This is a genomic window from Albidovulum sp. (assembly GCF_041919395.1).
In the GTDB taxonomy this organism is placed as follows: Bacteria; Pseudomonadota; Alphaproteobacteria; order Rhodobacterales; family Rhodobacteraceae; genus Albidovulum.
Window position 1 is genome coordinate 1 of sequence record NZ_JAYRTX010000070.1, and the last position, 18,248, is coordinate 18,248.

The following is an 18,248-nucleotide window of genomic DNA, read 5'->3' on the forward strand; positions in this document are numbered from 1 at the left end:
CACGCCTTCCTGCGGTTCGCTGAGGTCCATGAGCCGCGAGAGGAGAAGCGGCCCCATCTCCGTCACCGTGGTGCGGACGGGCGTGCCCTGCTCGCCGAAGAGGTCCCAGAAGGCGACCGGGAAGGACTGGTATTTCAACTCGTAGCCGATCGTGGCGCAGCGCTTCATGAAGGCGTCGTGCAGCTTCGACTCGGCCGAGCCCGCCATGGCCAGCCCGGCGAGATCGCCCTTCACGTCGGCCAGGAAAACCGGCACGCCCGCGGCCGAGAAGGCCTCGGCAAGGATCTGCAGCGTCACCGTCTTGCCGGTGCCGGTAGCGCCGGCGATGAGCCCGTGACGGTTGCCGTATTTCAGAAGAAGCTGTTGCGGCGTGCCGTAGCCCTCACCACCGCCACCCACGAATAGTCCACCATCCGTCAACACCTTGAGCCCTCGCCTCGAACCGATCTTGACGAAACAATACATTCTTAACCCTGCCGTGCCAGTGTCGATTGCATCCGGGCGCGCGGACCTCGGCGCCAGGATGTTGCTTCCTCCCTGTCGGACTGGCCGCGCGGGCGCACCTGCGCGGCTTTTTTCGTTCAGAATCAGTTTCGTGGCACCGCGATTTTTCCGGTTGACGGAAGGATGCGAAGTCAATAGCGTGCGGGCCAATGACTAAGTCGGCCTGTCCGACAGGGAGCGAAAGTATTGGAAGGGGCCCCCAACGGGGCCCTTTTTTCGTGTCTCCGCGGACTCCTGCCGCGTCCTCGGCAGAAAGCCGCTGTCAGCGCCGGCCGGCGCTTTCGCCGCTGACACTGGCGGATCGCCATGCTAAACGCGGCGCGAATTTCCCCATGCACGAACGGAAAGAACCCATGCCCGCAATTCTCCGCCCGCTGAGCCTCGCCGCTGCCCTTGTCGCCTGCCTGCCCGCCATGGCGCAGGAAGCGACGCAGCCGGCCCCGGCGACCGACACCGGCACCGCGGCGCCCGCCGAAACCCCTGCGCCTGCGGATGCAACCGCCGCACCGGCCGCCGCCCCGACCGGAAATGCCGTGGGCGAGCCCTATGTCGCGGAAAGCTTCGATGCCTGGGAACTGCGCTGCGTGCGGACCGAGGACGGCTCGGACCCCTGCCAGCTCTACCAGCTCCTGAAGGACAAGGAGACGGCAAAGCCGGTGGCCGAGATCAGCCTTCTGGCGCTCCCCGAGGGTGGCGAGGCGGTGGCGGGCGCAACGATCATCGTGCCGCTGGAAACGCTCCTGACCCAACAGCTCAACATCACGGTGGACAAGGGCAAGACCAAGCGCTTCCCCTTCACCTTCTGCGCCGAGGTGGGCTGCGTCGCCCGCGTGGGCTTCACCCAAGAGGACATCGACGGCTTCAAGAAGGGCAGTGTCGCCACCGTGACGGTGGTCCCCGTCGCGGCCCCCGACCAGACGGTGAACGTGGACATCTCGCTCAAGGGCTTCACCGCCGGGTTCGACGCGGTCGCCAAGGCGAACGCGCCGAAGCAGAACTGATCCGCCGCCCTTGCTGAAATGACGCCGCGCCCCGCCGGGCGCGGCGTCTTTCGTTTCCGTCAGGCGGCGCGGAGCGCCAGCACCGCGTTCAGCCCGCCAAAGGCGAAGGCGTTCGACAGAGCCGCCTTGACCCTAGCCTCGCGCGCCACGTTGGGCACGACGTCGAGCGCACATTCCGGGTCGGGTTCCTGGTAGCCGATCGTCGGCGCGACCACGCCCTCGCGCAGCGCCAGGATACAGGCCAGAAGCTCCACCGCGCCGGTGCCGCCGATGCAATGTCCATGCATCGATTTGGTGGAGGAGATCATCAGCCGGTCGGCGTGGTGGCCGAAGGCATGGGCGACAGCGGCGCATTCGGTCTTGTCGTTGGCCGCCGTGCCGGTGCCATGGGCGTTCACATAGGCCACGTCCTCGGGGTTGAGCCGCGCGTCGTGAAGCGCGCCGGTGATCGCGCGTTCCGCCCCGGACTGGTTCGGCATGACGATGTCGGCCGCGTCCGAGGTCATCGAGAAGCCGGCGACCTCGGCGAGGATATCCGCGCCGCGCGCCTTCGCGTGTTCCCAGTCCTCGAAGACGAAGACGCCCGCGCCCTCGCCCTGGACCATGCCGTTGCGATTGGCGCTGAAGGGCCGGCAGGCGTCCTTCGACATGACGCGCAACCCCTCCCAGGCCTTTATCCCGCCGAAGCAGAGCATCGCCTCCGCCCCGCCTGTGATCATCGCCCGCGCCGCCCCCGAACGGACCATCTGGAACGCGAGCCCCATGGCGTGGTTCGACGACGCACAGGCGGTGGCCACGGTGAAGGAGGGGCCGCGCAGCGCGTATTCCATGCTGACATGGCTCGCCGCCGCGTTGTTCATCAGCTTCGGCACCACGAAGGGATGGACGCGGTTCTTCCCCTCCTCGTAGACGGTCCGGTAATTCTCGTCCCAGGTGTTCACGCCGCCGCCCGCCGTGCCGAAGACGACGCCGCAGTCGAGCCCGAGCTTGCCGCGGAAATCGAGGCCGGACTGCTCCACCGCCTGCCGCGCGGCGACCATCGTGAACTGGGTGAAGCGGTCGTAGAGCGCGATGTCCTGCCGGTTGAAACAGCTTTCGGGCTCCCAGCCCCTGACCTGCGCCCCGATCCGGATGGCAAGACGGTCCACATCGCGGATGTCCAGGGGACCGATACCGCAGCGCCCTTCCCGGAGCGCCGTGAGCGTCGACGGCACGTCGTGGCCGAGCGCATTGATGGTGCCCGCCCCGGTGATGGCGACGCGCCTCATGCGGCTTGCGCCACCAGGTCCTCGACCGCGCGGATGATCGCCTCGACCGAGGACATGTCGAACCCGCTCTTCTCCGGTTCGTTCGCGTTGAACGGGACCGAGATGTCGAAGGCCTCCTCGATCGCGAAGATCGATTCGACCAGTCCTAGGCTGTCGATGCCGAGGTCCTCGAGCGTCATCTCGGGCTTCACTTCCGCGACGTCGAGCACTGCCTGTTCGGCGATGATCGCGATCACCTTGTCCCTAACCTTCATCGTCATCCCCGCTTTCCTTCGGCTCTCCCTGGCGCGAGTCTGTAACAGCCGCGCGAAGGGCCGCCACCTGCTCGATGAGGCGCGGCAACCGGCGGATGTTCTTCCATGCCTGGACGTGGGTTTCCATCTTGAGCGCCGGGTATCCGAGTAGGACGCGGCCAGCCGGCACGTTCGATAGGATCTTCGTGCCGCCCCCCGCGATCACGTCATCACCGATGAAGATGTTGTCGACCACGCCGCACTGCCCGCCGAGCACCACCCGGTCGCCAATCTTCACCGATCCGGCGACGCCGGTCTGGCCGCAGAGCAGGCAGTCCTCGCCGACGACCACGTTGTGGCCAAGGTGGACGAGGTTGTCGAGCTTGGTGCCGTTGCCGATGGCAGTTGCCCGGATGGTGCCCGAATCCACCGTGGCGTTCGCCCCGATCTCCACGTCGTCGCCGATGACGACGCCGCCGAGCGACTGGATGCGGAGCCATTTCTGTGCCTTGATCTCATCCCGCTGCCCCAGCGTCCGGCGCACCTCCTCGGCGCCCGATTTCTCGGGCGTGACATAGGAAAACCCGTCCGCGCCGACGACCGCCCCGGGCTGGCAGATGAAGCGGTCGCCGATCCGCACGTTGCGCCCGATGCGCACGCCGGGATGGATCAGGGCATCGGCACCGATCCGCGTCCCGACCCCGACCGACACATGCGCGCCGATCCGCGCGCCCGGGCCGATCCGCACGGCTTCGCCGATGACCGCGAAGGGCCCGATGGAGGCCCCGGCGCCGATCTCGGCATCCGCCGCGATCACGACCGTGGGATGGATGCCGCCCGCGATGCCGGGGCCGGCGTCGAAGGCCCGCGTGATCGTCGCCATGGCGAGCCGGGGCCGACCGACGAAGATCGCGGCACGGAGTCCCAGCGCCCGCCAGTCCGCCCCCTGCCAGAGGACGGCCGCGCGCGCCCGCCCCTTTGCAAGCCCGCCGGCGTATTTCGGGTCCATCGCCAGCGCGAGGTCGTCCGGCCCCGCATCGCCGGGCTCGGCGACGCCGGTCACGCGGAACGCGACCTCACCCTCCGCCGCGGCGCCGAGCGCGCGGGCGATCTCATCCACCGAATGACTTCCGTCTCGTCGCATCTTCCGTCTCCGGGCACGGCCTCACGCCGGCCACATCGCGACGGATTTAGCCCTGAACCGCGTCCAAAACCACCCCGGCGGCCCGCATCGCCTCGAAAATCCGCGCATCGCGGCCGTAGACGTCACGGCGATAGTCGATCTGGCCGCGCGAATCCGGCCAGGCGGTGAAATAGACCAGATGCACCGGCACCGGCCGTTCGAGCATGATCGTGTTTTCCGCCCGCGTCTGCAGGTGCTGTGCGAACAGCCCCTCCGGATCGTCGGTCTGACGCGCGAGGAGCGCGTAGGCGAAGTCGAAGGGCTGGCCGAGCCTGATACAACCGTGGCTGTAGGCGCGCACCTCCTTCTCGAAGAGGGACTTCGACGGCGTGTCGTGGAGGTAGATGTTCCACTTGTTCGGGAACATGAACTTCACGAGGCCGAGCGCGTTGCCGTCCGAGGGCGGCTGCGACATCGAGAAGGGAAAGTTGCTGGCCGTGAACTGGGTGAAGTCCACCGCGTCGCGGTTCACGACCCGGCCGCGACGATCGACGATCTTCAGATGACCCGCGGCGCGCGGGTTCTTCTGCAGCATCGGCAGGTATTCCTTGACCGTGATCGACCGCGGCACGTTCCAGGTCGGGTTCACCACCATGAATTCCATCTGGTCGGAAAACTCCGGGCTCCGCCGGTCCGCCTGGTTCATGCCGACGACAGTCACCGTCTCGAAGGTGACCTTGCCGTCATCGACGATCTTCGCGGTGAAGTCGGGCAGGTTCACCCAGATGTGCCGGTTGCCGAGCGGCAGGCCATTCATCCAGCGCATCCGCTCCATGGCGACGAGGACGGAGGCGAGTCGCGCCTCGGCGGCCGTGTTGATCTCCGCCAGCGTGCCTTCGCCCGCAACGCCGTCGGGGGTCAGTCCGCGGTCGAGCTGAAAGCGCTGCACTGCCTTCTGCAGGGCCCCGTCAAAGTCGGGCGCGACGGAGCGGGCGAGGTAGCCCATCCGGATCATCCGGTCACGCAGCGCGATCACCTCGGGGCCGCTGTCGCCGGGCCGCAGAGCCCCGGCGCGGACCTCGGGGCCGAACCCGCCCGCCGCGATCGTCTCCCTGAGGTCGAGCATCGCGCGACGCAGAGCCACGTATTCAGGCGCCTGCGGCGGCAGGGCGCGAACGAAGGCCGCCGGGTCGGCGGCCGCCGCAAAGGATCTCAGCGTTGCCCCGGGGTCGCGCAGCGGCACCTCGCGGACGAGCCCCGGATCGACCTTCGAGGGGGTGACGAGACCGGTCTGGACGTCGCGGGCATAGGTCAGGAAGGCGCGCGTCGTCTCGACCTCCAGCAGCCCGCGCTCGCGTTCCGAGCTGACCGTCTGGAACTTCCGGCGCAATGCCTCGGTGCCGTAGCGGTCGGCCGGCAATCCGTGCCCCCAGGCCCCGTCGAGTGCGGCGAAAAGTGCAGCGCGTCGCGCCGCGTCGGCGCCCGAGGTCCAGAGCGTTGCGTAGTCATGCTCGCGGTAGAAACCCGCGACGGCGTCCTCCTCGGCGGCACTTTCGGCCACCGCCTGCCGGAACGCAAGGTCGGCGGGCGTGAGCGCCATGAGCGGCGCGGCCGCGAGTTGGAGCGAGAGCGCTGCGATTGCTGCCAGGGTCACCCTTCCGGCGCGCCGGGACGACGTCATGAAAACCTCTTTCGAGAATCCGCAACTTGCTTTCGATCACTGTCCGGCATTCGCCGGATCAAGTCCATTCGCCGCCCCCGCTTCCGGTGCGATGGGCAAGGGAAGCTGTCGCATTTAAGCAACGCCCTGCCGAATTGCGCGGCGCGGAATCCACACATGGCACGATTCAGCAAATTCTTGCCGATCCAGCTTGAATTTCCGCCCTGTGCACAATTGACCGGTTGGCGCGGGAATCGACTTGTGCAATAAAAGTCCTGCACTTGGGGAACTCAATAATCTCAAGCCGTTGAAAAGACGGCGCAAAGAGCTACGGGACAGGCTTTTGCCATGGCAGATCTGACAGCTTCGGGTTTCACTCGGCGTGGACTTCTTGGTGTTTTCGCGGCAACAGCCGTGGTTGCGGCGCCGACCTGCTCCAACGCCTTCGGCCTTCTTCGCGGGGCGGGCGACATCCGCCGCATCCGCATGTATTCCGGTCGCACCGGCGAGAAACTCGACACAATCTACTGGATCGAAGGCGAGTACATCCCCGAGGCACTGAACGAGATCACCTATTTCATGCGCGACTGGCGGTCCGACAAGACGAAGGACATCGACCCGCGCACCGTGGACATCGCCGCCGCCGCCCACCGTCTGCTCGACGTGAGCGAGTCCTACATGCTTCTGTCCGGCTACCGGACGGCGCAGACCAACGCGATGCTGCGCTCCTCCTCGCGCGGGGTAGCGCGGAACTCGCTGCACATGAAGGCCCAGGCTGCCGATCTGAGACTGCGCTCGCGCAGCGTCTCGCAGATGTACCGCGCCGCCTCGGCCTGCGAGGCCGGCGGCGTCGGCAAATATTCGCGCTCCAACTTCGTCCACATGGACTGCGGCCCGATCCGCACCTGGGGCGCCTGAACCGCCAAGGCGCTTTAGCTCCGCCTGTTCCGACGGCCACCGGAACACGGCTGGGCGATACGTTTTCGCGACCGCGCCGTGCGCTCCCGTGGCCCTGATGCCAGTCCAGACGCCCGGCCGTTGCATTCCCTTCCGCACCGGTCCAACGTCCCTGCCAGCCAACGGCCTGGGAGAGTCTCCATGCTGCGGTCGCCGGAAGTGCCCGACGGATCGGGGCGCGACGCCTATTGGGCCGTCCCCGCCGACGCGCTGCTCGAAGCGCTGGAAACCTCGACCACCGGGCTGGCATCCTCGGAGGCCGGCGCGCGGCTCCGGCGACTCGGTCCCAACAGGCTCCGCCCCGCGCAGCACGCCTCGGCCCTGACGGCATTCGCGCGGCAGTTCCGCAGCCCGCTCGTCCTCATCCTGATCTTCGCCGCCGTGGTTTCGGCCATCGTCGGCGAGGGCAGCGAGTCGGTGATCATCGCGCTGATCGTGCTGGCGAGCAGCGTGCTCTCCTTCACGCAGGAATTCGGCGCCTCCCGCGCGATGGAGGCGCTCGGCCGACGCATCGCCCGACGCGTCACCGTCGTCCGCGACGCGACGGAGACGCCGGTGCCGGTGGACACGATCGTGCCCGGCGACGTGATCCGTCTTTCCGCGGGTACGCTCATTCCCGCCGACGGTGTGCTCTTGCAGGCTCGCGACTTCGACGTGAGCGAGGCGACCCTGACAGGCGAGACCTTCCCAGTCACCAAGGCGCCTGGCGTTTCGGCCGCCGCGGCGCCGATCGGCCAGCGGACGAATGCCGTCTTCGCCGGCACTTCGGTACGCTCGGGCACTGCGACGATGCTCGCGGTCCGCACGGGACGGCAGACGGAGCTTGCAGGCATCGCCGCCGCGATCGCACGGCGCGAGCCCGAAACCGAGTTCGCCCGCGGAATCCGCCGCTTCGGCTATCTGATGACCGAGGTGATGCTGGTGATCGTGCTTCTCGTCTTCCTTGCCAACATCCTGCTTGACCGGCCGACCGTCGACGCCCTGCTCTTCGCGCTCGCGCTCGCGGTCGGACTGACGCCCGAACTGCTGCCCGCGATCATCAGCGTGACGCTTGCACGCGGCGCACGCAAGCTGGCGGCCGGGGGCGTGATCGTGCGCCGGCTCGACGCGATCGAGAACCTCGGCAGCATGGACGTCCTTTGCACCGACAAGACCGGCACGCTGACCGAAGGCGTGGTCCGGCTCGACGCCGCCACCGACGCGACCGGCGCCGCCTCTGCCGAAGTCGGGCTCTGGGCGCTTCTCAACGCCCGGTTTCAGACCGGCATGGCGAACCCCCTCGACGCGGCCATCGCCGCCGAGGCCGGAGCCGCGGATGCAACCGCCCTCGACCGCTTCGTGAAAGTGGACGAGATTCCCTATGACTTCGTGCGCAAGCGGTTGTCGGTGGTGGTCCGCGCAGCGGAGGAGGACGGCGACCTGCTCATCTGCAAGGGCGCGGTCCAGAACGTCGTTGCGGCATGCGACACTGTGCAGGACGGGGGCGCGCGCCGCCCCCTCGACGCCGCCGCAGCGGAGGCGATCGACGCACACCTGCGGGAGTGGAGTCTCGCCGGCTTCCGGACCCTCGGCGTCGCGGTCCGTCGACTTCCTCGACGCGCGGCCTACGGGCGCGAGCACGAAGCCGGGCTTGCCTTCGCAGGCTTCCTGCTCTTTCTCGATCCACCTAAGCCCGGACTGGCCGAGACGCTGCGCGCCCTCGCCCGGCGCGGCGTCGCGGTGAAGATGATCACCGGGGACAATCGCTACGTCGCCGCGCATCTGGCCGCTACCGTCGGCCTGCCCCATCGCCACATCGTGACCGGAGCGGACCTGTCCCATCTGACGCAGGACGCGCTCGCCGCCCGCGCGCCTGCAACCGACATCTTCGCCGAGATCGACCCGAACCAGAAGGAAAGGATCATCGCCGCGCTGCGCCAGCGCGGACATGTGGTCGGCTACCTCGGCGACGGCATCAACGACGCGCCGGCGCTGCACGAGGCCGACGTCGGCATTTCCGTGGACGGCGCTGTGGACGTGGCGCGCGAGGCCGCGGACATGATCCTGATGCGCCGCGACCTCGACGTGGTGGTCCGGGGCGTGGACGACGGCCGCGCGACCTTCGCCAACACGATGAAATACATCGCCATCACCACGAGCGCGAATTTCGGCAACATGGTCTCGATGGCCGTGGCCTCGATCGGGTTGCCGTTCCTGCCGCTCGCCGCGCCGCAGATCCTGCTCAACAACTTCCTTTCCGATCTGCCCTCGCTCGCCATCGCCACCGATCGGGTAGACCGCGACGATCTCAGCCGCCCGCACCACTGGGACATCGGCCATGTCCGCCGCTTCATGGTCGCCTTCGGCCTGGTGAGCTCGGCCTTCGATTTCCTCACCTTCGCCTTCCTCCTCCTCGTCGCCCATGCGACAGAGGCGCTGTTTCAGACGGCATGGTTCGTGGAATCGCTGCTGACCGAACTCGCCATCGTGCTGATCGTGCGCACCTGGGGCCCGGCCTGGAAGAGCCGGCCGAGCGCCCTGCTCTCCTGGCTCTCGCTTGCGGTCGGTGCGCTCGCGCTCGCCCTGCCCTACCTGCCCGGCGCGGGCTGGTTCGGCTTCGTCCCCCTGCCTCTTCCGGTCATGGCCGGGCTTGTCGCGATCACGCTGGCCTATCTCGCCGCCTCGGAGGCGGCCAAGCACCTCTACCTCGCCCGCGCGCTTCGGCACCGGGATGGACGGAGCCGGGATGGACGGAGCCGGGCCGGGCGGCGCCGGACACCGCCGGCTTGACGCCGCGGCGTCGCGCGGCAGTTACCTCCCGAAGAACGCCAGGTAGTGACGCTCCAGCCGGTCCACGACATGCGAGCGCTTGGCATAGGACCGCTCCAGCCGGATGTTGAGGTGTTTCAGCACGGGGAACCCGTCCTCCTCGAGATAGGCGCGCTCCCCCTCGACCATGCTTCCCTCGACGAGAACGGCGACGCAGAGCCCCGCCGTCACCGCCTGGTGCTGCGCATGGACGCTGCGACAGACGCAGACCGGCCGGTAGCGGCGGCCCATCGCGTCCAGCGCCGCGACCAGCGGAACCTCGTCCTGATTGCGCTCGTCCCACACGGCAACCGGCAGCGGATCGACGGCGCTGAGGTTGACGGCGGCGGGACCTACGACGACCAGCCTGTCGGTGAAGGCCACCGGCCCCCGTGTCGGGCAGTTGCCCTCGGTCACGAAGGCGAGATCGACCGACCCGTCGGCGATCCGCCGCGACAGGCCGAGCGAATCGTCGATCACGATGCTGATCGTCGCCCGCGGAAAGATCTGGGTGAACTCGCGCACCACGTCCTTCAGGATGCGGTTCACGTAGGCATCGGCGACACCGACGACGATGATTCCCTCGAAGGTCGTGCGGCGGAACGTGGCGACGGTCTCGTCATGGGTGTCAACGATCTCGCGGGCGGGGCGCAGCAGGGCCTTGCCGTATTCTGTCAGCGCCACGGGGCTCGTCGTCCGATCTATCAGGGGCTGGCCGAAGGCCTCCTCCAGCCGCCGGATCTGCTGGCTTACGGCCGACTGGGTCCGGCCGACGATCTGCGCCGCAGCGGTGAAGCCGCCGGAATCCGCGACGGCGAGGAAGGTGCGGTAGAGTTCGACATCCATCAGGGTCTCTTATGGCAATCATGCGAAGAATTCGTTGGATATTGACGCGCCGATCAATAAAAAGTCGCCGCAGGAGTTGATCCGCCGCGGACGGAACGGGGCACGGTAAGGATACTGGACCCCGGGAAGGAAGCGGTCAAGCGATCCGCGCGGCATTAAAAGTGTGCGGCAAGCTACGATTATAAAGAGTCTTTTTCAGTTCCAATGCATTTCATCTTCCCCGCCGCAGACGAGCTGCGGCCTCGGCCAAAGGCTCCTGCGCGCGGGGAAGCGATCCCAACGGGCGCCCGGTCCCGCAAGGGCCGGGACGGTCCCGGCGGCGATCCAGCGCCAAGCAATTTCAAGAAGGAAACAGCATGACCAAGTTCGAGACGCATTTCCAGGACCAGTCCGGGGTCAGCCCTGTCTCGGTCCGCCGGACTCCCGCCCCGATCCCCAAGCCGCCGGCGAAGCGCCGGCGCAAGAGGCTCGCCTTTCGCGCAGGGGCGGAGTTCGACCTGCCGCGCAACGCCGGCCCGGAAGACACGCGGCGCGCGGCAGCGGCAGAGACGACCCCCGCCGTCGCGTCAGTCCTTCATGTGAACTTCCGGGATGTGTTCCGCAGGCTCCTCGCCCGCCTCCGCGCCCGGCACCTTGCGCGCCGGGAGGCCCGCCTCCTTGCCCGGACGGTACGCGAACTCGCCACCCTCGGCGACCATACGCTGAAGGACATCGGCCTCGTGCGCGGCTCCATCGAGGCGACGGTGCGCGCACGCGGCCAGGGATAGGATCGGACTGGGCGCGGCGGCCGCCGAGACGCCGCGCGTCGCCATCTTTCCGTGAGTGCTACATGATTTGATCGGCCCCGGCCCTATCCGGTGAGCACGGCCTTCAAGGCCGGGATGTCCTCCAGCACACAGTCGACAAAGGCGGCGACACGCGGCGTCCTGCGCAGATCGGACGGGGTGAGCAGGTACCAACAGCGGGTCAGTTCCGCTATGGGCGGCAGGACTTGGACCAGTGTGCCCTCGGCATCCCCGAGCGTCGTCGGCAGCGGCGCGACCCCGACCCCGGCCGCCACCGACGACACGACGCCGAGCATGCTGGAACTGCGGCTGACGATACGGGCCTCCGGGACGGCCGTCGGCAGCCATCTTGCAACACGGTGGTTCTGCATGATGCCGTCGAAGCCGATCAGCGCATGTGCGGACAGGTCCTCAATGCTGTGGGGCCGGCCATGCTGCTGAATGTAGCTCCTGCTCGCATAGACGGCCCACACGGAATCGCAGATCTTTCGACCCACGAGGCTCTCGTCGACCGGGTCGCCCGAGCGGAAGGCGACGTCGGCCTCGCCCTTGGCCAGGTCGAGATAGCGATCGCTCGTGACGAATTCGACGGCAAGGTTGGGATAGCGGGCATGGAAACGGTCGAGCAGGCCGGATGCGGCGATGCGCGGCACCGTCGGCTCCGGGCAGGTCAGACGAATGGTTCCTTTCAGGTCAAGCTTCAGCGCGCCGATCTTTCGTTCGAGATGTTCGACAGCGGTTTGAACCGCCATCACGTCGCCAATCAGCACCTCGCCCATTTCGGACAGACGGTATCCCGCCGGCCTTCGCTTCACGAGGCTGAGGCCGATGCGCCGCTCGAGCTCCAGCAGCCTGCGATGAACCGTCGACTGATTGACGCCGAGCGCCTTTGCCGCAGCAAGCGTGCTGCCGTACCGGGATACGGCGATGAGGTGACGAAGATCGTTCCAGTCGAACATGGCGGCGATTATGCACTTTTGCGCAATGCTTTGACAGACTCGCTGCTGCCGCGCGGACGTTGACTGAACTAGCCTTCCCGAAAGAAAGGGAGGAAGACCATGCACGAGAAGTCCGATGTCGAAGTCATGACGGCCGCGCTGTCCGTCGTAGTCACTCGCACTGCGAAAGACCGCGGAATGGCCAGGCTGACGCCGCTGCACCGCGAAACGGTGCAAGGGCTGCCGACGGTGCCCGATCAGGAAATCAGGGTGCTGTTCGCCACCCTGCTGCCGGGCGACGTGACTCCTTACCATTCGCACCGGCACCCCGTGACGGTCTACATGCTGGAGGGAACGTTCACGCTCGCACTCGATGGCCGCGACCCGGTCGAGATCAAGGCGGGACAAGTCTTCGTCGAACCGTCGGGCGTCAACATGACGGGCCACAACAGGGGCGACGTACCGGCATCCATGGCCCTGTTCTATGTCTGCGAACCCGATGAGCCGTTCGCCGACCCGGTAAACCCGCGCTGAGACAGCGCCCATCCACCGGGGGACGGCACTCGGTCGTATGGCTTGGAATGGCAAGACAAACCGACACGGCCAGCGTGAAACTGGCGCACCCGACAGGATTCGAACCTGTGACCTCTGCCTTCGGAGGGCAGCACTCTATCCAGCTGAGCTACGGGTGCAGCGCCCCCGCTCTATAGCCGCCGCACGGTGCCACCGCAACGGGTTTCGGCCCGGCAGCGCGCCGCCTCAGGCGAAGAGCTCGCGGCAAAGTTCCAGCGCCTCGACCAGCCGGTCCACCTCCTCGGTGGTGTTGTAAAGCCCGAAGGAGGCGCGGCAGGTCGCCGTCACGCCGAGATGGTCCATCAGCGGCATGGCGCAGTGCGTCCCGGCGCGCACCGCGATGCCCTTCTTGTCGAGCACGGTCGAGATGTCGTGGGCATGCGCCGGCCCCTCGATCGTGAAGGAGAAGATCGCGCCCTTGCCCGGCGCGGTGCCCTGCACGTTGAGCCAGTTCAGCCCGCGAAACCGCGCCATCGCATGGTCCCGCAGGCGCGCCTCGTGCGCGGCCACGTTCTCCATCCCGAGCGCCATGAGGTATTCGAGCGCGACGCCCAGGCCGATCTGCTGGACGATGCCGGGCGTGCCTGCCTCGAACTTCATCGGCGGGTCGTTGTAGCACACGGCGTCGCGCGTCACCTCGCGGATCATGTCGCCGCCGCCGAGGAAGGGGCGCATCTCGGCCATGCGCGCCTTCGCGATCCAGATCGCGCCGGAGCCCGAGGGGCCATAGAGCTTGTGGCCGGTGATGGCATAGAAGTCGCAGCCGATGTCTGGGATCGAGACGGGGCGATGCACGGCGCCTTGCGACCCGTCCACCAGCACCGGCACGCCCCTGGCCCTTGCCCCCCGGCAGATCGCCGCCACATCGACGAGTGTCCCCGTCACGTTCGACATCTGCGTCACGGCGACAAGCTTCGTCCTCGGCCCGATGGCGTCGATGACCTTCTGCGGGTCGAGCGATCCGTCCGCCTCGGGCTCAACCCATTTCAGGACCACGCCCTGCCGTTCGCGCAGGAAATGCCAGGGCACGATGTTGGCGTGATGCTCGAGCACGCTCAGCACGATCTCGTCGCCCGCCTGCATCCGCGGGCTCGCCCAGGCGTAGGAGACGAGGTTGATGCCCTCGGTCGTGCCGGTGGTGAAGACGATCTCCTCGGGGTCCGGCGCGCGGAGGAAGCGCGCGACGATGCCGCGCACCGCCTCGTATCTCTCGGTGGCGAGGTTCGACAGGTAGTGCAGGCCGCGGTGGACATTCGCGTATTCGTGTTCGTAGGCCCGCGTCATCGCCTCGATCACCACGCGCGGCTTCTGCGCCGAGGCGCCGTTGTCGAGGTAGACGAGCGGCTTGCCGTTCACCTCGCGCGAGAGGATCGGGAAATCGGCGCGGACTTTCGCAACGTCGTACATGGGCAGGCCTTTCAGGCGACAGGCAGGATCCCGAGCAGCGAGAGAAGCAGGGCGAGCGCGAAGACCACCGCGACAAACCCTCCGACGAGCCCGAGAAAGACGAGGATGAGGTTCCGGAAGCCGTGCAGCTCCGCCACGGCGTTCACGACGATCCAGACGAACCAGGCCAGCACGGCAAGAACGAGGACGGCGCCGAGCGGCGGGACGATCAGCATGACGAGCAGTTCGGCCGTCTGCACGACCGTCATCAGGAACTCCACCCATGCGACCACCAAAAGCGCGTCGGCAAAGCCCCCCCGCCCGCCGAAGCGCTGGCCGATGACGGCAATGGCGACGACGGCGATCAGCAACGACAGCCCCTGCACGGGAACCCCCACGAAGGGATCGGCGACGAGCGCGAGGAAGGCCGGCTCGCCCCCGGGCGGCAGGAAAACCAGCGACAGCCGGGTGACGAGGACGGCAAGCACGGTGACGAGCAGGAGCGCGATCCAGCGCGCCTCCATCGGCAGGTCCATGGCCAGAAGCCGCCGGACGCCGCCCCGCGGGTCGCGCATCGTCTGGCGCGCGAGGTCGGCGACAAGCGCGGGCAGGCCGGTCATGCCGCGCCCTCCCCTTCGGCGACCGCAAGACCCGCGAGCCAGAACCAGAGGAAGGCCGCGAAGGCGAGGATGCTGACCGCCACGAGCCCCGGCCCGGGCCCGACGAGCCCGGCAACGAGCCCGCGCAGGAGCATCATCGGCGTGGCGGCAAGAAAGGCCCAGAAAAGCACGATCCGCGCGGCGAAGAAGCTGCCCCGCCCGCCGAAGGCGCGCGCCACGATGCGGCTCAGCGCAGCGATCCCGTAGAACACCGGCAGGAGCGCGAGAACGCCGAGGAAAGCCGCGACCATGCGCTGTGTCATCGGCGGCCCCTCGCCCGCTGCCAGCACGTTCTCGCGCGAAAGCGCCGGCCAGAGCGCGATATAGGCCACGATGAGCGCGGCAAGCAGGTAGGCCAGCGCCCGCGCCTCGTGCCGCTCACCCGCGAGAAGCCGCCGCGCCACGCGGCCCGGCCCCCGGTAGGTGGCAAGGATGTCGTCGGTGACGGCCATTCAGCCCTGCCTCAGCGCCAGCCAGTCCTCGATCCGCGCGACGATGTCCGAGGCCAGATCGGCATCCTCGATCTCGGCGATGGCGTCGGCGACAAAGGAGAGGACCAGCAGCGCCGTCGCCTCCGCCCTCGGCACCCCGCGCGAACGCAGGTAGAAGAGCGCCGTCTCGTCGATGGCGCCGGTGGTGGAGCCGTGGCTGCACTTCACGTCGTCGGCATAGATCTCCAGCTCCGGCTTGGCCAGGAACTGGCTGTCGTCGTCCAGCAGCAGCGACTGGCTGATCTGGTAGCCATCGGTCTTCTGCGCGCCGGGCCTGACGAGGATCTTGCCCTGGAAGATGCCCCTGGCGCCGTGCTTCAGCACCTTCTTGAAGACCTGCCGGCTTTCGCAGCCGACGCCCGCATGGGTGACAAAGATCGTGTCGTCATGCAGGAACGGCCCGTCCGCCCCGTCGCCGAGCGCCGCGCCCGCGACATGCGCCACCGCCCCGTCACCGACGATGCGGATCACCGCCTCGTTCCGCGTGAGCTTGCCGTTCGCGGTCAGCGTGAAGGACTTGAGGAGTGCGCCCTCCGCGACGCGGGCGAAGAGATGGGTGATCATCGCGCGGTCGAGCGCGCGGCCCTGCGGGCGCAGATGGTGGAACCGGGCCCCCTCGCCCAAGTCGACTTCCATCACGAGGTTGGAGCGCGCGCCGGCGGTGCCGGTCTCCAGGACCGTCAGCTCGGCGCCGGGTTCAAGCCGGACGACATGGTGGAGCACGGCATCGGACCGCTCCGACCCCTGCCGGTAGGAGATATGGAGAGGCTTCGCCGCCCGCCCCGTCACGCGAATCAGGAGGCCGTCGGTCGCGGCCGCGGTGTTCAGCGCGGCGAAGGGCCGCGCGACGGGCGCCTGCCCCTCGGCCTCCAGCACGCCGTAGAGCGCCTTGGCCCAGTGGATGTCGGCACGGTCGGCCACGGCCAGCCGCTCGATCTCCACCCCGGCGAGCGCGGGGTTGTCGGAGGCGGCCGCATCGAAGACCCCGTCCACGAAGACGAGCCGCACCTTGTCGCGGCCCTCGAAGATCGGCTTGTCCACGCGCAGCGCCGCGCCGCCGGCGGGCTCGGGCGCGTTGAAGGCCGCCGGATCGGTCCAGCGCCAGTATTCGTCGCGCCGCGTGGGCAGGCCCATCGCCGTCAGCCGCGCCAGCGCGTCGGTCCGCGCGGGCGCGGTGAAGCCGCCCCCGGGACGGCCGAGCGCGGCGATCCGCGCCTCGGTCGCGGCTTCCCGCGCGTCATCCTTTCTCAGCGGCGCCGCCATCACCGCACCTCCGCGAGGATATCGGCATAGCCGTTCTGTTCGACCTCGAGCGCGAGCTCGGGTCCGCCGGTCTTGACGATCCGGCCATCGGCCATGATGTGCACGACATCGGGGCGGATGTGGTCGAGAAGCCGCTGGTAATGCGTGATCACGAGGAAACCGCGCCCCTCGGACCTGAGCGCGTTCACCCCGTCCGCCACCAGCCGCATCGCATCGACGTCAAGCCCCGAGTCGGTCTCGTCGAGAATGCACATGGAGGGTTCCAGCACCGCCATCTGCAGGATCTCGTTGCGCTTCTTCTCGCCGCCGGAAAAACCCACGTTCACCGGGCGCTTCAGCATCTCGGCGTCGATCTTCAGGGCCCTGGCCTTTTCCCGCACGAGTTTCAGGAAGTCGCCGGCGCTGATCTCGGCCTCGCCCCGCGCCTTCCTCTGCGCGTTGAGCGCGGTCCTGAGGAAGGTCATGTTGCCGACACCGGGGATTTCCACGGGATACTGGAACGCGAGGAAGAGGCCGGCCGCCGCCCGCTCCTCGGGCTCCATCTCCAGAAGGTCGTGGCCGTCGAGAACCGCCGTGCCGCCCGTGACCTCGTAGCCGTCGCGGCCCGAGAGCACATAGGAGAGGGTCGACTTGCCCGAACCGTTCGGCCCCATGATCGCATGGACGCGGCCCGGCTCCACGGTCAGGTCGACACCCTTTAGGATCTCCTTGCCCTCGTCCTCGAGCCTGACCTGAAGGTTCCTGATTTCCAGCATGTTGTCCTCGTTCAAACGCAAATGGCGGCCAGCGGGCGGGGCGCCCGGGCCGCGGGGTTTCGGAATGGGATGGTGCTCAGCTGGCCGGGGTCAGCCTGTAGTCGCGCCCCTGCTCGGCCATCATCGTGGCGTAGTCCGCCGAGAAGAGCTGCGACCAGACCTCCGGCGCGTTCGAGGCGACGGCCGCCTCGCCGAAGTGCATCACCACGCAACCGACAAGGAGCGCCTGCATCCGCGCCCGGTTCGACAGGTGGAAGATCACGACGAGCAGAAGCGCCAGCACGAAGGCGAAGAGATACATTCCCCGCGCGCCGAGGTCGTAGAAGGCATCCGGCAGCCCCTCGATCCGCGAAAGGTGGAAATAGGCGAGCCGACCGACCAGCACTGCCGACATGCCGCAAAGAAAGGCGATCAGAACCATCACCTTGTCGCCGAAGGTCCGCTTGGGCTTCTTCGCCTTGTCGCCGAACTTGCGCTTCCAGGCCTTGTGGGTCGACTTGCCGAGCACGTCGCCATGTTCGAACTGTTGCCCCGACTGGATGCGCTTCAGCCGTTCGGCGAAGGCGGACTTCTGGTCGAAGGTCATGGCGGACATCGTGCGGCCCCGGATTCTTCCCGTCTTGCGCGCAACCTGACGGAGATTCACGGCAGAATTCGGACCGGGAATGGGGGTATTTCACGGCCCCGCCGCCAAGGTTCCGCCGCAATGCGGCAACCCCCTGGACAGGTGACGCAAGGTCACTTCGCCAATGTCGGGCAATCCGGCTCATCCGAGGCTCACCGCCGTGCCCGAGGCCGAGACCATCAGCATGTTGTTGATCACCTCGTAGTCGAGGTCGACGCCGACGATGGCATTGGCCCCCATCTGCGCCGCCCGCTCCTCCATCTCGCCGAGTGCCGTTTCCCGCGCCCGCGCCAGTTCCTGCTCGTAGGCCGCCGAACGGCCGCCGACGACATCGCGGACGGCCGCAAAAAGATCGCGGAAGATGTTGGCGCCGAGGATCGCCTCGCCGGTCACG

The 18,248-nt window shown here is 67.8% G+C and carries 19 protein-coding genes and 1 tRNA gene; 5 read left to right on the forward strand and 15 right to left on the reverse strand.

Going from position 1 to position 18,248, the window contains the following annotated elements; translation table 11 throughout:
• A partial coding sequence (locus ACMUOO_RS12080; RefSeq protein WP_413855365.1) for a helicase HerA-like domain-containing protein occupies positions 1 to 423 on the reverse strand: 423 nt, incomplete at its 3' end.
• Between the two features lie 434 nt (positions 424 to 857).
• On the opposite strand from ACMUOO_RS12080, the gene ACMUOO_RS12085 reads away from it, so the two are divergent.
• Positions 858 to 1,505, forward strand: coding sequence for an invasion associated locus B family protein (locus ACMUOO_RS12085; RefSeq protein ID WP_301918798.1), 648 nt, complete (start codon positions 858 to 860; stop codon positions 1,503 to 1,505).
• A gap of 59 nt (positions 1,506 to 1,564) precedes the next feature.
• Here the strand turns inward: ACMUOO_RS12085 and ACMUOO_RS12090 are convergent, their stop codons facing one another.
• From ACMUOO_RS12090 to ACMUOO_RS12105, 4 genes are read right to left on the reverse strand one after another with little or no spacing between them, the layout of a single operon-like run.
• On the reverse strand, positions 1,565 to 2,773 hold the full coding sequence (locus ACMUOO_RS12090; RefSeq protein ID WP_301918797.1) for a beta-ketoacyl-[acyl-carrier-protein] synthase family protein: 1,209 nt from the start codon (positions 2,771 to 2,773) through the stop codon (positions 1,565 to 1,567).
• On the reverse strand, positions 2,770 to 3,027 hold the full coding sequence (locus tag ACMUOO_RS12095) for an acyl carrier protein (RefSeq protein ID WP_413855375.1): 258 nt from the start codon (positions 3,025 to 3,027) through the stop codon (positions 2,770 to 2,772). Before ACMUOO_RS12095 ends, ACMUOO_RS12090 begins: the two co-directional genes overlap by 4 nt.
• The gene (locus tag ACMUOO_RS12100; protein WP_301918795.1) at positions 3,017 to 4,150 is read right to left on the reverse strand and encodes a UDP-3-O-(3-hydroxymyristoyl)glucosamine N-acyltransferase; all 1,134 of its coding nucleotides are present in this window, start codon (positions 4,148 to 4,150) and stop codon (positions 3,017 to 3,019) included. The genes ACMUOO_RS12095 and ACMUOO_RS12100 overlap by 11 nt, the downstream gene beginning before the upstream one ends.
• Before the next feature lie 46 nt (positions 4,151 to 4,196).
• Positions 4,197 to 5,810 (reverse strand): L,D-transpeptidase family protein, encoded by a 1,614-nt coding sequence (locus tag ACMUOO_RS12105; protein ID WP_413855368.1) that lies wholly within the window; start codon positions 5,808 to 5,810, stop codon positions 4,197 to 4,199.
• Positions 5,811 to 6,137: 327 nt separating this feature from the next.
• Between ACMUOO_RS12105 and ACMUOO_RS12110 the strand changes: the two genes are divergently transcribed.
• Together ACMUOO_RS12110 and mgtA are read left to right on the forward strand one after the other, a co-directional pair.
• Positions 6,138 to 6,707 carry a YcbK family protein gene (locus ACMUOO_RS12110; RefSeq protein ID WP_301918793.1) on the forward strand — a complete coding sequence of 190 codons (570 nt, stop codon included), beginning with the start codon at positions 6,138 to 6,140 and terminating at the stop codon, positions 6,705 to 6,707.
• A 180-nt stretch (positions 6,708 to 6,887) separates the two neighbouring features.
• A complete protein-coding gene (gene mgtA, locus ACMUOO_RS12115; protein ID WP_301918792.1) occupies positions 6,888 to 9,515 on the forward strand; it encodes a magnesium-translocating P-type ATPase in 2,628 nt (875 codons plus the stop codon).
• Positions 9,516 to 9,536: 21 nt separating this feature from the next.
• Here the strand turns inward: mgtA and ACMUOO_RS12120 are convergent, their stop codons facing one another.
• Entirely contained in the window at positions 9,537 to 10,379 is an 843-nt protein-coding gene (locus ACMUOO_RS12120; protein ID WP_301918791.1) for a LysR family transcriptional regulator, read from the reverse strand.
• A 356-nt stretch (positions 10,380 to 10,735) separates the two neighbouring features.
• Between ACMUOO_RS12120 and ACMUOO_RS12125 the strand changes: the two genes are divergently transcribed.
• On the forward strand, positions 10,736 to 11,146 hold the full coding sequence (locus ACMUOO_RS12125; RefSeq protein WP_301918790.1) for a DUF1127 domain-containing protein: 411 nt from the start codon (positions 10,736 to 10,738) through the stop codon (positions 11,144 to 11,146).
• An 83-nt stretch (positions 11,147 to 11,229) separates the two neighbouring features.
• On the opposite strand, the gene ACMUOO_RS12130 is transcribed toward ACMUOO_RS12125, so the two are convergent.
• Positions 11,230 to 12,123 carry a LysR family transcriptional regulator gene (locus tag ACMUOO_RS12130; protein ID WP_301918789.1) on the reverse strand — a complete coding sequence of 298 codons (894 nt, stop codon included), beginning with the start codon at positions 12,121 to 12,123 and terminating at the stop codon, positions 11,230 to 11,232.
• A 99-nt stretch (positions 12,124 to 12,222) separates the two neighbouring features.
• Between ACMUOO_RS12130 and ACMUOO_RS12135 the strand changes: the two genes are divergently transcribed.
• Positions 12,223 to 12,636 carry a cupin domain-containing protein gene (locus ACMUOO_RS12135; RefSeq protein WP_301918788.1) on the forward strand — a complete coding sequence of 138 codons (414 nt, stop codon included), beginning with the start codon at positions 12,223 to 12,225 and terminating at the stop codon, positions 12,634 to 12,636.
• An 81-nt stretch (positions 12,637 to 12,717) separates the two neighbouring features.
• On the opposite strand, the gene ACMUOO_RS12140 is transcribed toward ACMUOO_RS12135, so the two are convergent.
• The 8 genes from ACMUOO_RS12140 to ACMUOO_RS12175 all read right to left on the reverse strand — a co-directional run bounded on the left by ACMUOO_RS12140 (position 12,718) and on the right by ACMUOO_RS12175 (position 18,247).
• Positions 12,718 to 12,794 (reverse strand) — tRNA-Arg (locus tag ACMUOO_RS12140).
• Between the two features lie 67 nt (positions 12,795 to 12,861).
• A complete protein-coding gene (locus ACMUOO_RS12145; RefSeq protein ID WP_301918787.1) occupies positions 12,862 to 14,082 on the reverse strand; it encodes a cysteine desulfurase in 1,221 nt (406 codons plus the stop codon).
• 11 nt (positions 14,083 to 14,093) lie between these two features.
• Positions 14,094 to 14,681, reverse strand: a complete 588-nt coding sequence (locus ACMUOO_RS12150; protein WP_301918786.1) for a YIP1 family protein — start codon at positions 14,679 to 14,681, stop codon at positions 14,094 to 14,096.
• Positions 14,678 to 15,172 carry a YIP1 family protein gene (locus ACMUOO_RS12155; protein WP_301918785.1) on the reverse strand — a complete coding sequence of 165 codons (495 nt, stop codon included), beginning with the start codon at positions 15,170 to 15,172 and terminating at the stop codon, positions 14,678 to 14,680. The genes ACMUOO_RS12150 and ACMUOO_RS12155 overlap by 4 nt, the downstream gene beginning before the upstream one ends.
• Positions 15,173 to 16,474, reverse strand: coding sequence for a SufB/SufD family protein (locus tag ACMUOO_RS12160; protein ID WP_301918784.1), 1,302 nt, complete (start codon positions 16,472 to 16,474; stop codon positions 15,173 to 15,175).
• Positions 16,474 to 17,229 carry a Fe-S cluster assembly ATPase SufC gene (gene sufC / locus ACMUOO_RS12165; protein ID WP_301918783.1) on the reverse strand — a complete coding sequence of 252 codons (756 nt, stop codon included), beginning with the start codon at positions 17,227 to 17,229 and terminating at the stop codon, positions 16,474 to 16,476. Before sufC ends, ACMUOO_RS12160 begins: the two co-directional genes overlap by 1 nt.
• 76 nt (positions 17,230 to 17,305) lie before the next feature.
• Positions 17,306 to 17,824, reverse strand: coding sequence for a hypothetical protein (locus ACMUOO_RS12170; protein ID WP_301918782.1), 519 nt, complete (start codon positions 17,822 to 17,824; stop codon positions 17,306 to 17,308).
• A gap of 171 nt (positions 17,825 to 17,995) precedes the next feature.
• On the reverse strand, positions 17,996 to 18,247 hold the full coding sequence (locus ACMUOO_RS12175) for a heavy metal-binding domain-containing protein (protein ID WP_413855373.1): 252 nt from the start codon (positions 18,245 to 18,247) through the stop codon (positions 17,996 to 17,998).
• Between the last annotated feature and the right edge of the window lies 1 nt (position 18,248).

Coding starts and splice junctions, on each gene's coding strand:
- mgtA (WP_301918792.1), top strand. CDS start 6,888: ATGCTGCGGTCGCCGGAAGTGCCCGACGGATCGGGGCGCGACGCCTAT.
- ACMUOO_RS12105 (WP_413855368.1), bottom strand. CDS start 5,810: ATGACGTCGTCCCGGCGCGCCGGAAGGGTGACCCTGGCAGCAATCGCA.
- ACMUOO_RS12110 (WP_301918793.1), top strand. CDS start 6,138: ATGGCAGATCTGACAGCTTCGGGTTTCACTCGGCGTGGACTTCTTGGT.
- ACMUOO_RS12125 (WP_301918790.1), top strand. CDS start 10,736: ATGACCAAGTTCGAGACGCATTTCCAGGACCAGTCCGGGGTCAGCCCT.
- ACMUOO_RS12150 (WP_301918786.1), bottom strand. CDS start 14,681: ATGACCGGCCTGCCCGCGCTTGTCGCCGACCTCGCGCGCCAGACGATG.
- ACMUOO_RS12090 (WP_301918797.1), bottom strand. CDS start 2,773: ATGAGGCGCGTCGCCATCACCGGGGCGGGCACCATCAATGCGCTCGGC.
- sufC (WP_301918783.1), bottom strand. CDS start 17,229: ATGCTGGAAATCAGGAACCTTCAGGTCAGGCTCGAGGACGAGGGCAAG.
- ACMUOO_RS12120 (WP_301918791.1), bottom strand. CDS start 10,379: ATGGATGTCGAACTCTACCGCACCTTCCTCGCCGTCGCGGATTCCGGC.
- ACMUOO_RS12100 (WP_301918795.1), bottom strand. CDS start 4,150: ATGCGACGAGACGGAAGTCATTCGGTGGATGAGATCGCCCGCGCGCTC.
- ACMUOO_RS12170 (WP_301918782.1), bottom strand. CDS start 17,824: ATGTCCGCCATGACCTTCGACCAGAAGTCCGCCTTCGCCGAACGGCTG.
- ACMUOO_RS12155 (WP_301918785.1), bottom strand. CDS start 15,172: ATGGCCGTCACCGACGACATCCTTGCCACCTACCGGGGGCCGGGCCGC.
- ACMUOO_RS12135 (WP_301918788.1), top strand. CDS start 12,223: ATGCACGAGAAGTCCGATGTCGAAGTCATGACGGCCGCGCTGTCCGTC.
- ACMUOO_RS12145 (WP_301918787.1), bottom strand. CDS start 14,082: ATGTACGACGTTGCGAAAGTCCGCGCCGATTTCCCGATCCTCTCGCGC.
- ACMUOO_RS12160 (WP_301918784.1), bottom strand. CDS start 16,474: ATGGCGGCGCCGCTGAGAAAGGATGACGCGCGGGAAGCCGCGACCGAG.
- ACMUOO_RS12095 (WP_413855375.1), bottom strand. CDS start 3,027: ATGAAGGTTAGGGACAAGGTGATCGCGATCATCGCCGAACAGGCAGTG.
- ACMUOO_RS12130 (WP_301918789.1), bottom strand. CDS start 12,123: ATGTTCGACTGGAACGATCTTCGTCACCTCATCGCCGTATCCCGGTAC.
- ACMUOO_RS12085 (WP_301918798.1), top strand. CDS start 858: ATGCCCGCAATTCTCCGCCCGCTGAGCCTCGCCGCTGCCCTTGTCGCC.